We start from the raw sequence: 14,572 nt of genomic DNA on the forward strand, positions 1-14,572 counted from the left end.
TCCGGCGATTGAGGAGCGGGGTCCGGGGCAGAGCCCCGCGACCTTGGCCGACAGCGCCCGCACGCTCACCCAGGCCGGCCGGTCGGCCCCAGGGGCTCACCCACAAGCCACCTCATCCCCGGTGACCACCCCGAACTCCCCCTGCCGCGCATCCTCCGCCCGAACCCGCCGAACCCCGGAATAATCCGCCCCCACCCGAACCTTCAGCACGGCCCCCTGCCCCGGCACAGCCACCATCCGCGCCCCCGGCAACGCCGTACCCAGCGACTTCGCGGACCGATCCCAACGCGGGTCGTACAGCACAACCGTCCGCGCGGCAGCACGCTCCACCGCGTTCACCGGCACCCCGCTCGTCCGGAACCGCGTCGCCCGCAACGCGGCATCGGCCTTCTCGCCGAGCCCCGCCGTCATCGTCGCGTTCTCCACCTGCACCCGGATCTGCTGCGGCGAGACATCGACGACGACCGCCTTCTTCCGGTTCCGGTGCGCGGCGAGCGGCTGATCGTCACGGAGCGCCTTGAACAGCTTCTCGGACTTCACCGGGTCCCACTTCACGGTGGAGCCGATGCCCTCGACCTCGTAGTCGATGTTCCCGATCGGCACGGTCGTGAACTCGGAGGACGACGGAGTGAACGACCGCATGGCCCGCGCCAGTTCGACCATCTCCTCCGTCCCGAACCCCTGGTCGGCGCGGACGGAATCGAGCAGTGTGTGCGCGACACCGCGGAATTTGACCGGGTTGAGCAGCACCCCGGACGAGGTCGTCCTGGAGATCAGCGAGGCGAGGAAGCGCTGCTGGCGCTGCATCCGCCCGAGGTCACCGGCGCCGTCCGTGTGCCGCGCCCGTACGTACTGCAATGCCTGGCCGCCGTCCAACCGGTGCGTGCCGACGCCCAGATCGAGACCCGTGTACGAGTCCCGGAGGGGCCGGGCCGTGCAGACCTCGACGCCGCCGAGCACGTCGACGGTCTTCATGAAGCTGGTGAAGTCGACCTCCAGATAGTGGTCGATCTTCACGTGCGTCATGTTCTCGACGGTACGGACGGTCAGCTGCGGCCCGCCCTCCGCGTAGGCCGCGTTGATCTTCACGGGGTGCTCGTGGTGCTTCTCGCCGCTGTTCTGATCGGTGTGCGGCGGCATCACGGCGTAGGAGTCACGCGGCAGGGAGACGACGGACGCGCGCTCATGGTCGGCGGAGATGTGCACGATCATGATCGTGTCCGTGCAGTGGCAGGGTGAGCCGCCGAGCCGGTACTTCTGCCGCTCCGCCTCGGTGATCTTGTCGCGGCCGTCGGTGCCGACAAGGAGCACGTTCATGCCGTGCCCGGCGGCCGGCCGGTTCTTCATGTCCTTGAACGGGTCGATGCGGTCGATCCCGGTGTCCAGGCCGGAGACGAGCGCGTGCCCGACACCCGCCGCGGCGAGCACCGTCACGGACAGCGTCGTGGCCAGCCGCATCGCCCACCGGGGTCTGCGCCTGCGCAGCGGCTCGGCCGGCCGGCGGTCCTGCATTGGACGCGGCGGACGGCTCGGGCGGGCGGGGGAGCGGGGCGGCGTGGGCACGTGGGGACACCTCCGCGTGAGCGGGCGTGGGACGCGAGCACCGTAGGCCCATACGATCTCCAGACCGCGGTAGTGCGCCGGGCGGCGCGCGCCCGTGTCCCCCATTAGCGGTAACGTGACCCACGATGAACGCAACCGCCAACACTGGTACGCAGCTTCCTGCCGTCTCCGTGATCATGCCCATCCTCAATGAGGAGCGGCACCTGCGGGAGGCCGTCGAGGCGATCCTGGCGCAGGAGTACGGCGGCGAGATGGAGGTCGTGCTCGCGCTCGGCCCCTCCACCGACCGCACGGACGAGATCGCCGCGCAGCTGGTCGCCGAGAACCCCGGCGTGCACACCGTGCCGAACCCGACGGGCCGCACCCCCGCCGCGCTGAACGCCGCGATCAAGGCTTCCCGCCATCCGATCGTCGTCCGCGTCGACGGCCACGCCGCGCTCTCGCAGGGCTACATCGCGACCGCCGTCCGCCTCCTGGAGGAGACCGGCGCGATGAACGTGGGCGGCATCATGCACGCCCAGGGAACCAACGACTGGGAGAAGGCCGTCGCCGCCGCGATGACCTCGAAGATCGGCGTGGGCAACGCGGTCTTCCACACCGGCGGTTCGGCGCAGGCCGCCGAGACGGTCTACCTCGGTGTCTTCCGGCGCGAGGCGCTGGAGCGACAGGGCGGCTACAACGAGGAGTTCATCCGCGCCCAGGACTGGGAGCTGAACTTCCGCATCCGCGACGCGGGCGGCCTGATCTGGTTCTCGCCGGAGCTGAAGGTCTCCTACCGCCCGCGCCCGTCCGTGAAGGCACTGGCCAAGCAGTACAAGGACTACGGCCGCTGGCGCCATGTGGTGGCCCGCTACCACTCGGGCTCCATCAACCTGCGCTACCTCGCCCCGCCGACCGCCGTCGTCGCCATCGCGGCGGGCATCGTGGTCGGCGCGGCCCTCACGCCGTGGGCGCTGGTGATCCCCGCCGGTTACCTGGCGGCGATCGTCGCGGGCTCCGTCCCGGCCGGCAAGGGCCTGCCGCTCAAGGCACGCGCCCAGATCCCCGTGGCCCTCGCCACGATGCACATGACGTGGGGCTGGGGCTTCCTGACGAGCCCGAAGTCGCTCGCGCGCAAGGTCATCGCATCGCGCCGCCCGACGGTGCACAGCGAACCCGCGGCTAATTGACGCGGTCCGGGAGCGCGGGCTCTACCCAGGCCTGGGTCGGCACTTGAAGCAGCTGGTGACAGCGGATGTGCATGGCGCTGTCACCAGACCGACAGGACCGTCAGCCGCAGTGGACCCCGTAATCGATCCGTGTGTAGCTTGAGTTGGCGGCACCGCCGTAATCGATGCACGAGCCCTTGGCATACAGATAGACGGGGCCCGCGTACTGCGTGTAAGTGCCCGTGTCCATTTCACTGGCTTTCCAGACCGTGTCGGTTCTGTGGAGCCGCAGCCGAGCTTCCATATACATCGCTACACCCGGCGTGTCACTGACGGTGACTACACAGTTGTAGCCGGTGGAGCTGTTGTAGGTGAGGAAGGTCCGGCCATCGCCGACATATTTGGATCCGATCACGCCATAGCCGGATCCGCAAGCGCCGTTATAGCTCGCGGCGGCCGATGCCGTGCTGGCTGACACGGCGAGGCCGGCCACAGCCAGGCCAAGAGTCGCAGCAATGCTGCAGAGTCGTCGCATGCGCATGGTTTATAGTCCTTTTCCGTTTAGGGGCTAGAGGCCTTTAACGGCTGGGGTTACGGCGGTTGGAGGTCGAGTCCGGTCCTGGCCATGTACCCGTCGATGAGGCCGGGGCGGTACTGCATCCGTTTCAGTCGTGTCTTCACCAGCGCGGTGAGCTGGTCGAGGCCGTGTTTGGTGAGGTTGGCCAGAGATCTCTTCAAGTGTGACCACACGCCCTCGACGGGGTTGAGCTCGGGAGCGTACGGCGGCAGCTGGTAGACGCTCAGCCACCCCCGGGCGGCGATCAGCTCCTGCATCGCACGACTGACGTGCGTGTTCAAGTTGTCCCACACCAGGACGACGGGACCACCGAGTTGCCGATGCGCGGCATCCAGCAGGCGGGCGTAGTCGGTCTCGGTGAAGCCCTTGCGTCGCCCCTTGACGGGGCCGCGGTCCAGATGGATGCGGTAGATCAGCCGTGCCCTGTGACCGGCTTTGGTGCAGATCAGCGCGGCCATGGAGACGCGCTTGGTGCCCGCGGCCGTGACCTTCACGACCGGGGTGCGACCGCGGCGGCCCCAGGTGCGGCCCTTGGGCGGCCTCAGGCCCTGACCTGCCTCGTCCTCGAAGCAGAGCCAGGCGCCCAGGTCCGCCGCCCTCTGTTTATGACGGGCCACTGCTGGTCTTTCCACGCGGCGATCCTCGGCTCGTCGCGCTCGGTCGCCTTGCGGGTGGGGACCTGCCCGCTCCAGCCGATCCGGTGCAGCAACAGGTCGAGCCCGGCCAGGGTGTACTCGACGCCGAACCGGCGGCGCACGATCTCGGCGATCCGGGCGAGCGTCCAGCACTGGTCATGCCAGCCACACGCGGCCGGACCGCCGTCCAATATTGCTTCCAACAGGCGCAGTTGCAGGTCGTCGAGTTTGCAACGGGCACCGCCAGGCCCCTTGGAAACCAGGGCCTGGCGACCGCCCGAAGCCAGGGCTCGGCGCCAGCGATTCGCCGACATCCGCGTCACTCTGAAGCGCCGGGCCACCTCTGCATCGCTGACCCCAGCCTCGATCAAGTCAGCGGCCTCGAAGCGAATTTGCTCGCGCCGAGCCCGTTCCTCGGCCGTCAGCCCACCGCCATCGGGATACCTCATCCCACCGGCATAGCGCGATCCACTTGCGCCGTCACCGGCCGACGTAACCCGCAACGTTAAAGATCTCTAGCTGCAGGCCATTGCGTTGCTCCACCACTCATCGCCAGGCTGCTGCGTGTGCAGGTAAACGCATTGGTTGGGGGCGTGGACGTAGACCGGCCCTGCATACTTTGTGTAATTGCCCGCGTCCTCGTGCCAGCTGCCTCCCGCCACGCGTATGCCGACGCCCATGTAAGTCGCCTTGTTGTAGTCACCGTTCTTGCTGTCCTTGATCAGCGTCGCGCAGTTGTAACCATTGGATGGGTTGTAGAGCAGGACGTACCAGTAGTAGCTGCCGGGTACGCCCTGATCGGCTGCCGCGACGGTGGTGCTGTAGGCGGAGCCGCAAGCGGACCGAGCGAGGCTGACGACATCGCTCTTGGTCGACGCGTCTGCGGTCGTGGCCAACGGCGCAAGGACCATGGCCAGGGCCGAGACGGCTACGGCGGCGAGTTTCCTGTGCATGGGAGTCCTTCGGTGAGAGGTGAAGATCGGCGGCGTGAGCTCATCACCTTGCCTCCGCTCGACCAATATGTTGGCGTGATCATGTCTGAATCAAGAGGAGGTATGGCCGGTTCCGCATGTTCGTATGAGCGATCAACTTCCTTTGTCACGGGCGGCGTTGACCAGGCGCCGAGACGATGATCAGATGTCCGCGCTTTCCACTCTCATAAGTCTGTGACAGACCAGTCACAGACTTCGCATGCATGCCCAGGAGGGGTCGTAGTGCGTTTCAAGATGAGAAATCTCGCTCGTGCAGGTGTGGTGGCCGGGGGGCTCGGTATCGCGTTGATCGCGGGAACGGGGGGCGCCCAGGCGTACACGTACGACGGTCAGGACCCGACGGCCGCAGGGTGCGGGAGCGACGCGACGACGGTGCAGTCAGCGGTGGTGAAGAACGCCAACGCGACATTCGGCGTCATCGAGATGCGCTACAGCCTCAAGTGTCACGCCGGCTGGGCCCGCCTCACCCTCAACTACACCCAGGACGCCTGCGGCAACGCCTCCGCCGGTTACGACTGCGCGCACGCCTACATCATCCGCAACAACGACGGCCGCCAGTACGGCTGCACCATCAACAAGGGGCAGACCCAGTGCTACACGCCCATGGTCTACGACAAGGGTCTGACCGCGTTCGCTCAGGCCGCGATCGACACGGCGGCGGGACAGGCGAACACCCGTACCGGCTCCTACTGACCGCCCGCGCGTTCTGATCAACGGCCCGTCAAAAACGCCGTGCTCCGCGGGACATGAGTCCGGCGGAGCACAGCGTCGCGCGCGGACGGGCCGCTACCAGGTGTATCCCTCCTGGATGTCCATGCAGGCATCGGTGTCGTCGCCGTTCAGCGGACGGGAGGACTTCGGGGCCCCGCCGTCGCTCGTCGCCGTGGACTTCGGGAAGGTGCCGCCGCTGCGCCAGTCCGCGCCCACGACCAGGGTGACCCCCGAGGACTCGGTCGACTTTCGCACCGCGGTCAGCGGCAGCCCGATCGCCTTCGCCACGGACTGGGCGTCACCTTCGAGGTCAGCGCTCGGGTAGCTGATGACGGTCTTCTCCTCCGGCTGGTTCTGCGGGTCGACCTTCGCCTGCGCGAAGCCCTTGCCCTGCAGCGCTGTGACAACTGCCGTGGCCCGCCGCGAGGTCGGGGCCTGTCCGTCCACGGCTGTGCCGTTGCGGACGATCACCGGGATGGCGCCGTCGGCCGCGGTCGGGTCCTTCGACGTCAGGTCGGGCTTCTTCTTCGACGCCTTCCCGTCGAGCGGCTCGTCGTCGCGCACCATTGTGAACAACTGGTCGGCGTCATCCGGCTTCGGCACCACCCGGTTGATGTTCTGCGACCACTGCACGGTCGGCATCGTCGTCATCGTGATCCGCTTGGTGGGTACCTTCTGCAGTTGCTTCGCCAGGTCGTACAACTTCGTGACGCTGGCGATGTCCTCGTCGACCATGAGCGACTTGGTGGCCTGCTCGGCGAGCTTGCGCAGTTGGTTGGGGTTGGTGAGGGTCGCATTCTTGCGCAGTTCGCGCACCATCGAGTTCATGTACATGTGCTGGGCGTGCGTGCGGCCCAGGTCGGTGCCGTCCTCGAACCCATAGCGGGTCCGCAGCCACCTCAAGGCGTCCTCACCCTTGATGGCGGTCGTGCCCTTCTTCAGCCGGAGACCGGATCCCGCGCCTTTGCTGGTGTGGGAGTACACGTTCTGCTTCACACAGACCGGCACACCCCCGATGGCGTCGGCCATCGATACGACGCCCGAAAACTCGATCTTCATGAAGTGGTCGATGTGAATACCGGTGAGCTCCTGCCACGTGGCGACGGTGCATCCCGGGCCACCGCGGCCCAGTGACTCGTTCGTCATCAGCAGGGAGGTGGTCGACGGATAGACCTTGCCGTCGGGGTCGGTGCACTTCGGGATCTTCAGCATGGTGTCGCGCGGCATGCTGATCACCGACATGTTGCTGCGGTCGGCCGACACATGCAGCAGCATCTGTACGTCGGCGAGCGGGGGAGCACCCACGCTCTGCTTGTGCCCGCCGAGCTTGAGATTTTCCTTCGTGTTACGGCTGTCGGAACCGATCAGAAGGATGTTGAGCGGTGTCTGGCCCGCCTCGTTCGGCGTCGGCTTCGCGACGTTGCTCTCGCCGAGGTTGAGCTTGTCCTTTTTGATGTTGCCGTTCAAATGTCTGTAATAGAGGTAGCCGGCGCCGGCCGTGCCGACCACCAGGACCGCGAGAACTCCCGCGGTCCAGCGCAGTATTCGATGTCTGCGCCGCTTCGGCCGCCCGCCGCCGTGCCGGCCCGCCCGAGGTGTGCGGTCCGGGAGCTCCGTGCCGTCACCGGCGGGAACGTCCTCGTGAAGACCCTCGTCCTGGACTGACTCACCGGCGTGCACCGCCGGTTCACCGAGGCCGTCCATCCGTGTGCGCTCCCCGCGCACGCCGCTTCGCCCCATGCCTCTGCCCCACCCTCCCGCCCCGCGGCCATGACTCGGCCGCCCTGCTGTCAATTGGTTAGACAGCCAAAGGGCGGCCGAGGTTGGTCACTCGGCGCAACCAGTCTTGTCGGCGGTCGTCTTATCGGCGTCGACCTTCGCCGTACCGCCGCTGATGGGCGTCCCCGCACCCTTGAAGTCCTTGCCGAGGATCAGGACCACCGCTGGCAAACCCTGATCGTTCGTCTCGCTCTTGCCTTCCTTCAGCGCGGAGCCCGGCAGCCCCATGATGTCGGCGAGACGGCGCGCCTGGTCGGCCTGGTCGGGCGAGTACTCCAGGGTCGTCTTGTCCTGGGCCGGCTTGTTGCCCATCTGGCTGGACTTGCCGACGCCCTCGCTGTTCTGCAGCCAGGTGAGGGTCGCCTGCGCGGCGCCGGTCTTGCCGCTGCCGTTGTAAAGGTCGACGCGCACGTCGCCCGCCGCGGACTTGGTGCCCTTGAGCTTGGCGTCGGCGGCGGCCTTCTCCTTCTTCTTCGTCTCCGTCAGCGAGACGTCGTTCTTGATCGCGTCGAAGGCCTGCGGCGCGGCCGCGCTCAGGATGACCGTCTTGTGTACGACGCCGTCCGCCGGGTTGTCGCGCACCGGCGCCGTCAGGAACGTCAGATTCTTCGGCGGGACCTTCTTGATCTCAAGAGCGACGTCCTTGAGCTTGGTCAGGCTTCCGATGCCCTTGTCGACCGTGAGCGCCTTGGTTGCGGCCTCGGCAAGGCTCGTCAGCTTCGACGGACTCGTGAGGGTGTCACCCGAACTCATCTTGCGGGCCAAGGAACTCAGGAACTGTTGCTGCACCTTGATGCGGTCCAGGTCGCCCTGGTTGCCCCAGCTGTGTCTGGTGCGCAGGAAGGCAAGGGCCTTCTCCCCCTCGATGGTGCTCTTGCCTGCGGGCAGTTGCAGGTGAGACTGCTTGTCGTCGACGGCTTTCCTGACACACACCTCGACGCCACCCACCGCGGTCGATAGCGTCTTCACGGCGTTGAAGTCCGCCATCATGAAGTGGTCGACTGTGATGCCCGTGACCGCCTTGATGGTCGCCATCGTGCAGCCGGCGTCCCGCCCGTCCTGCCCCAGGCTGGTGTTGAAGCGGACGCCCGATGTGCCGGGGATCGTCTTGAGCTCTCCGCTCTCGGGATCCTTCACCTGGCAGGGCGGCACATTGACGATGAGGTCGCGCGGAATGCTCAACGCGGTCGCGTTCGAACGGTCCTTGGAGACATGCAGCAGCACGTTGGTGTCGGCATGTCCGACGCTGCCCTTGTCGCCATAGCCCTCGTTGCCCTTGCCGGTGCGCTTGTCGGTGCCGATGACGAGGATGTTGAAGGCCTCGTCCTTGCTGAACCCGTTCTTGGCACCGACCACGTCCTGCGTGGTGATGTTGCCGTCGAGGTGGCGGTAGTAGAGATACCCGCCGCCCGCGGCGGCGAGGACCACGAAGGCCAGACCGCCGGACGTCCACAGCAGCACCTTCTTCGCCTTGGACTTCTTCTTCGGCTTCGAGCGACGCCGGCCCGCCCCGGGCGGAGGCGGTGGCGGCTCGCGCCGCCTGCGCTGCGGAGGTACGTCCCGCTGCTCGCGCCGGCCGCCACGGGGTGCGGTGCGGCGGGGTCCCGGCACCGTCGACTGCCCTGCGGAAGGGGTCAGTCGCAGTTCGTAATCGCCAGTTTGCGGGTTGAGTACCCACTGGTCTGCGGGATCGATGTCATCAGCCCGCCCACGGCCTTGCGCGTCCACGGTTGTCTGCATCCTCCGTCGGGGCCACGCGGCGCCTCGCCCCCCTCAAAGCAGGCGCCCGGTCAGTCGGTAAGCAGTGCGCGACTACGCCAGGACAGCATGGCCGGGTGCACCGGATCGCTCACACTATCCGCCCAGTTCAGCGTGGAACGACGACGGTGACAAATTCCACTCTCATACAACTGGGCATTCCGGCTCATTTCTTCGAACCTGTGTGCCGACTGATGACTTCCGCTTTGCCTGAGGCGGCTGAGACACCTCACCGGCAGACATCCTGCCGGGCGGTATTGCCACGAAAAGTAGGCGCAGGCGAGGGTGAACCGACCTCCCCGGCCTTCCCGTCTCCACCGGAGGAGTACGAATCTCCGTACCCACCCTCCTCATACTCCTCATACCCTTCCTCCTCGTACGACATATCGGACGAGTCCCCTTCTTCGTACGCCTGCTCGCTCTCGGCCTGGACGTCGGCGGGTGTCTCTTTCGAGATGACGACCGGAGCGTCGGTGCGAAGCCGGGTGAAAAGCCGCTCGGCGGCGGGCTGCACGAGCTGATCGCGGTTGGCGTTGTAGACGTACGACTGCCGCGGCACGGTCAGGAACTGGATGCGGTCGGCGGGGATGCCGCGCATCCCGCGCACGAGGTCGTAGAGCCCCCGCAGACTCGCGAGCCCCGGGTCGGTGGTGAGCGACGAGGTGGCGGCGTCGAGGACGGGGTACAGCTTCGCCGGATTGAGCAGCACACCGTCGCTCTGCACCTTGGTGACGAGCGCGCCGAGGAAGCGCTGCTGGCGGTCCATCCGGTCGGTGTCGCTGCCGTTGCCCAGGCTCTTGCGGGCGCGTACGTAGCCGAGGGCCTGCTCGCCGTCGAGGACGTGCCTGCCCGGGGCGAGCCGCAGATGCGCGTCGGCGTCGTCGACCGGCCGGTCCAGGCACACCTCGACACCGTCGACGGCGTTCACCATGTCCTTGAACCCCTGGAAGTCGACGACCATGTGATGGTCGATCCGCACCCCCGTCACCTTCTCCACCATGCGGATGGTGCAGGCCGAACCGCCCACCTCGAAGGCGTAGTTGAACATGGCGAACATCGGCTCGGTGCGGCTGCCGTCCGCCTGCCGGCAGGCGGGCACGTCGACCATCAGGTCACGCGGGAACGAGATGGCGGTGGCGCTCTTCCGATCGGCGGCGACGTGCAACAGGATCGTGGTGTCGGAACGCGAGGTGCCGTCGTTGTGCCCGTACTTACGGTTCGCGCCCGCCCGCGAATCGGACCCGATGAGCAGCAGATTCTGCGCCCCGTCGACCAGCACGCTGGGCCGTTCCTTCTCATAGCGGGCGAGTTCGGCGGCGGTGTCCGAGTCCTCGATGATGTTCCCGTTGAGTTTCTCGTACGCGATCCAGCCCGTACCGCCCGCCACGAGCACCAGCAGCGCCGCGCCGATCGCCGTGTACCGCAGCCATCTCCTGCGCCGCCGGGTGCGCCCGGCACCGGTGGGCGAGGAGCCGCCCGGCCCGTGCGGCGTCCCGCTGTCGCGCTCCGGAGGCATGGCGGCGGAGTCGGTCACGTAGGGCCTCCTCATGGCGGCGTAGAAGAAACACGCATGCGTACACACGCACCTCTACGACCATGGACCCCACACCGGCCCCGGGCCGGAAGAGCTGAGCCGAACGGACTACCGGACTACCGGGCGATGGCGGTGACCCGCTCGCTCTCGACGCGCTTGGCGAGGGCTTCCTCGTCGAGCAGGCCGAGGTTGCGACAGAGCACGACGGACCCGCCGCCGGCCAGCGGGGCGAGGAGCCCGGCGCTCAGCCCGTGCCAACTGTCGTACGGGAGCCCGGACAGGACCCGGGAGCCGCTCCCGGTGAGCCCGAGTCCGGGAGCATCGGCAACAGCCGCTTCCACGACCTCGGCCCCGGTCCACTCCCGCCCGCCGACAACGAGAGCGAGGTCACCGGGGTCGATGGGCGAGAACGAGACAAACCGATCCCCTTGCGAGGGAACCTCCACGGCGTAGTCCAGGAACCCCTCGGGCGGCTGCGGGAACCGCCCGCCCAGCGGCCGCAGCGCGAGCGCGACCCGCTCTCCGGAACAGGCGCGGGCGGCGTCCAGCCCGTCGGGCCCGCTGACGACGAGGTCGGCCCGGGCCGGATCCCCGCCCACCTCGGCGACGACCCCGACCGACGAACAGGCGAGCAGCCACACGGCGGTCTGCCAGTGCGCGGGCAGCAGCACGGCGACCCGGTCACCGGGCTCCGCGTTCAGCTCGCCCTGCAACAGATTGGCGGTCTTGCTCACCCAGTTCGAAAACGTGGCCACGGACAGTTCCACGCGCTCGCCGGTGGCATCGTCGTAGAACGTCACGAGTGGCCGACCGGGGTCGGCGGCAAGGGCGGCCTGGAGAAGAGCGGCAGGAGTCCGAGACACAGCATTCACCAGGCCACCCTACGCGGCGGCCCCCATAGGAGACGGCGGGGAAGGCGCCTGCGGCGTGCACACGAGAACGAGACGTACGGGCGGGGACGGGTTGGTGTGCCCCCGCAGGACTCCGCAGGCACACAATCCCGGCCCACCCGCCAACGGCGGACAACGGGGGTGGAGACCGAACCGGCCGAGGAGGTACACCGACCCGGCCCCGCCCAACCCACCCACGTATGCAGGACGGACACACCCGTCCCGGGCACCCGTATGACACTCCCCGATGGCCGGACCACACCCGATATGCCCAGGATCGTGGGCATGCGTGGATTAATTGCTTCCTCGATCGGCGTCACGTGCGCGGCCGCCCTGGCCCTCCCGCTGACCCTGCCCGCCCCCTCGCACGCCACCCCGCCAAGATCGCAGGACTCGCTCCCGGGCAGCACCCAGTCGCTGGCCCTGACCCCGCTCACCACACCCCGCGCCACAGGCATGCCCCAGGAACAGGGCCTGCCGCAACGCGACGTCCACCCGTTCTCCCTGGTAGGCGTGGTCTGGGACGACCCGGACACCGAACTCCACGGCCACGTACAGGTCCGCACCCGCACCACGGGCACGTCGGCCTGGTCCGCCTGGCAGGACGTGGAGACGCACAACGACGACGCCCCCGACCTGGAGTCCCCCGAGCACACCGGGGCCCGCGTGCGCGGAGCGACCGCCCCGCTCTGGGTCGGCGACTCCGACGGCGTAGAGGTACGGGTAAGCGGCGAGGCGACGCGCGCGGCCTCCCTGACCCCCTTCCCCGACGGCCTACGCCTGGAGCTGGTGGACCCGGGGCCGCCGCAGGGAGCGGCAGCGCCAACGAAAACCGACACGACAACCGCGTCCGACACGACAACCGCGTCCGACGCAACCGCCGCATCCGACGAAACCGACACGGACGCAACAAAGGCCCGCCCCTACGTGGGCCCGCGCCCACGCATCATCACCCGCAAGGGCTGGGGCGCGAACGAAAAGCTGCGGGAGCGCAAGTTCGGCTACACGAAGACGGTGAAGGCGGCCTTCGTGCACCACAGTGCGACGGGCAACAACTACCGCTGCTCGCAAGCCCCTTCAGTCATCCGCAGTATCTACCGCTACCACGTCAAGAGCAGTGGCTGGCGCGACATCGGCTACAACTTCCTCGTGGACAAGTGCGGCAACATCTACGAGGGCCGGGCGGGCGGCGTCACGAAGCCGGTGATGGGCGCGCACACCCTCGGCTTCAACACGAACAGCATGGGCATCGCGGTCCTGGGCTCGTTCAGCGGTACGAACCCACCCGCCGCGGCGGTGAACGCGCTCGCCGAACTCACGGCGTGGAAGCTCGGCCTGTACGGGGCAAATCCACGCGGGACGACATATCTCAAGTCAGGCGGTGGCAATCTCTACCGCAAGGGAAAGAATGTGCGACTGCATGTGATCTCCGGCCACCGGGACGGATTCGCAACCGAATGCCCGGGACGCCGTCTCTACAACAAGCTCGGCAACGCCCGCAGCAGCTCCGCCCGCCTCCAGGGCCGCTGACGCCGGCCGGCCCGGGCCGCGCACGGTCTGCATACACTGGCCGGCCGAAAGACAGTTCGGCCGGCCCCAGCAGGAAGCAGAGACGACAAGGTGACAGAAGCGATCCTCCTGGTCGGCGGCAAGGGCACGAGGCTGCGCCCGCTCACGGTGAACACGCCGAAACCGATGGTCCCGGCGGCGGGCGTCCCGTTCCTCACGCACCAACTGGCACGGGCGAAGGCGGCGGGTGTAGATCACATCGTCCTGGCCACGTCCTACTTGGCGGAGGTCTTCGAGCCGTACTTCGGCGACGGCTCCCGCCTCGGTCTGCACCTGGAGTACGTCACCGAGGTGGAGCCGCTCGGCACGGGCGGAGCGATCCGGAACGTGGCGTCCCACCTGCGCTCGGGCCCGGACGACCCGGTCCTGATCTTCAACGGCGACATCCTGACGGGTCTGGACATCGGCGCGCTGGTCGACGAGCACGAGTCGACGGGCGCGGACGTGTCGCTGCACCTCTCCCGCGTGGAGGACCCGAGGGCGTACGGCCTGGTCCCCACGGACGGGACGGGCCGGGTGACGGCGTTCCTGGAGAAGCCGCAGACGCCGGAAGAGATCGTGACGGACCAGATCAACGCGGGCGCGTACGTGTTCCGCCGTTCGGTCATCGACACGATCCCGGCGGGCCGCCCGGTCTCGGTGGAGCGCGAGACGTTCCCGGGCCTGCTGGCGGCAGGCGCCCACCTCCAGGGGATGGTCGACTCGACGTACTGGCTGGACCTCGGCACGCCGGGCGCGTTCGTGCGCGGCTCCGCGGACCTGGTCCTGGGCCGTGCCCCGTCCCCGGCGGTCCCGGGCCGCTGCGGCGACAGCCTGGTCCTGGCCTCGGCGACGGTCGCGCCCGACGCCAAGCTGACCGGCGGCACGGTCGTGGGGGAGGGCGCACAGATCGGCGAGGGAGCGCGAATCTTCGGCTCCGCGGTCCTGGACGGAGCGGTGATCGAGCCGGGCGCGGTGATCACGGACTCCCTGATCGGCCGGGAGGCCCGTATCGGCGCTCGTACGATCCTGACGGGCGCGGTGATCGGCGACGGGGCGCACGTGGGCCCGGACAACGAACTGCAGACGGGCGTCAGGGTCTGGTGCGAGGCAAAGATCCCCGGGGCATCACTGCGCTTCTCATCGGACCAGTAGCAAAACAAGGCGGGGGCCCAGCCCCCGCCCCCCACCCCAAAGCCCCCGCCTCCGGAGAAAACCCCCTACCCTCGTAGGGCACACCCGCTCCACCCAAGGACCTCCGTGGCAGGCCGCCGATACACCCCGCGTACGCAACCCGCTCCCACCCGCACAACAGTGCGCGGCGGCGAGCCCCGCGTACCCGCGCCCGCAGGCCCCCCGAGCCACACCCAGACCCACACCCACTCCCGCCCCCACCCCCACAACGAGCACCAGCCCCCCACCACCCGCACCTACACA

Annotated in this window: 12 protein-coding genes; 4 read left to right on the top strand and 8 right to left on the bottom strand. The window is 68.2% G+C overall.

Translation table 11 applies throughout. From position 1 onward, the window contains the following. Nucleotides 1-96: 96 nt before the first annotated feature. Nucleotides 97-1,512, bottom strand: coding sequence for an LCP family protein (locus tag ABD366_RS14465; RefSeq protein ID WP_324771586.1), 1,416 nt, complete (start codon nucleotides 1,510-1,512; stop codon nucleotides 97-99). Between the two features lie 176 nt (nucleotides 1,513-1,688). On the opposite strand from ABD366_RS14465, the gene ABD366_RS14470 reads away from it, so the two are divergent. Further along, nucleotides 1,689-2,732: a glycosyltransferase family 2 protein gene (locus ABD366_RS14470; RefSeq protein ID WP_324771587.1), complete on the top strand. Its 1,044-nt coding sequence runs from the start codon at nucleotides 1,689-1,691 to the stop codon at nucleotides 2,730-2,732. A gap of 100 nt (nucleotides 2,733-2,832) precedes the next feature. Here ABD366_RS14470 and ABD366_RS14475 read toward each other — a convergent pair whose 3' ends face one another. The 3 genes from ABD366_RS14475 to ABD366_RS14490 form a co-directional block, all read right to left on the bottom strand. Beyond that, on the bottom strand, nucleotides 2,833-3,252 hold the full coding sequence (locus tag ABD366_RS14475; protein WP_324771588.1) for a spore-associated protein A: 420 nt from the start codon (nucleotides 3,250-3,252) through the stop codon (nucleotides 2,833-2,835). A gap of 50 nt (nucleotides 3,253-3,302) precedes the next feature. Continuing rightward, nucleotides 3,303-4,372, bottom strand: a protein-coding gene (locus ABD366_RS43465) for an IS630 family transposase (protein WP_425576957.1) whose coding sequence is annotated in 2 segments (ribosomal slippage) — nucleotides 3,303-3,886 and nucleotides 3,886-4,372 — 1,071 coding nt in all. Because the reading frame shifts where the segments join, the coding sequence is not laid out codon by codon here. A gap of 66 nt (nucleotides 4,373-4,438) precedes the next feature. Next, the gene (locus ABD366_RS14490) at nucleotides 4,439-4,876 is read right to left on the bottom strand and encodes a spore-associated protein (protein ID WP_324771591.1); all 438 of its coding nucleotides are present in this window, start codon (nucleotides 4,874-4,876) and stop codon (nucleotides 4,439-4,441) included. Nucleotides 4,877-5,137: 261 nt separating this feature from the next. On the opposite strand from ABD366_RS14490, the gene ABD366_RS14495 reads away from it, so the two are divergent. Next, on the top strand, nucleotides 5,138-5,608 hold the full coding sequence (locus ABD366_RS14495; protein ID WP_324771592.1) for a DUF2690 domain-containing protein: 471 nt from the start codon (nucleotides 5,138-5,140) through the stop codon (nucleotides 5,606-5,608). A gap of 93 nt (nucleotides 5,609-5,701) precedes the next feature. Here the strand turns inward: ABD366_RS14495 and ABD366_RS14500 are convergent, their stop codons facing one another. From ABD366_RS14500 to ABD366_RS14515, 4 genes are all read right to left on the bottom strand, one after another. Beyond that, nucleotides 5,702-7,366 (bottom strand): LCP family protein, encoded by a 1,665-nt coding sequence (locus ABD366_RS14500; protein WP_324771593.1) that lies wholly within the window; start codon nucleotides 7,364-7,366, stop codon nucleotides 5,702-5,704. Between the two features lie 87 nt (nucleotides 7,367-7,453). Then, nucleotides 7,454-9,133 (bottom strand): LCP family protein, encoded by a 1,680-nt coding sequence (locus tag ABD366_RS14505; protein WP_324771594.1) that lies wholly within the window; start codon nucleotides 9,131-9,133, stop codon nucleotides 7,454-7,456. A gap of 259 nt (nucleotides 9,134-9,392) precedes the next feature. Next, on the bottom strand, nucleotides 9,393-10,679 hold the full coding sequence (locus tag ABD366_RS14510) for an LCP family protein (protein WP_324771601.1): 1,287 nt from the start codon (nucleotides 10,677-10,679) through the stop codon (nucleotides 9,393-9,395). Between the two features lie 134 nt (nucleotides 10,680-10,813). Beyond that, nucleotides 10,814-11,569 (bottom strand): TIGR03089 family protein, encoded by a 756-nt coding sequence (locus ABD366_RS14515; RefSeq protein WP_324771595.1) that lies wholly within the window; start codon nucleotides 11,567-11,569, stop codon nucleotides 10,814-10,816. A gap of 285 nt (nucleotides 11,570-11,854) precedes the next feature. Here ABD366_RS14515 and ABD366_RS14520 point away from each other — a divergent pair, with 285 nt between their 5' ends. Both ABD366_RS14520 and manB read left to right on the top strand, forming a co-directional pair. Continuing rightward, entirely contained in the window at nucleotides 11,855-13,117 is a 1,263-nt protein-coding gene (locus ABD366_RS14520; RefSeq protein ID WP_324771596.1) for a peptidoglycan recognition protein family protein, read from the top strand. Nucleotides 13,118-13,207: 90 nt separating this feature from the next. Further along, nucleotides 13,208-14,290, top strand: a complete 1,083-nt coding sequence (gene manB / locus ABD366_RS14525) for a mannose-1-phosphate guanylyltransferase (RefSeq protein WP_324771597.1) — start codon at nucleotides 13,208-13,210, stop codon at nucleotides 14,288-14,290. Nucleotides 14,291-14,572 lie beyond the last annotated feature (282 nt).

The organism is Streptomyces kunmingensis, from assembly GCF_039533535.1.
GTDB lineage: Bacteria > Actinomycetota > Actinomycetes > Streptomycetales > Streptomycetaceae > Streptomyces > Streptomyces kunmingensis.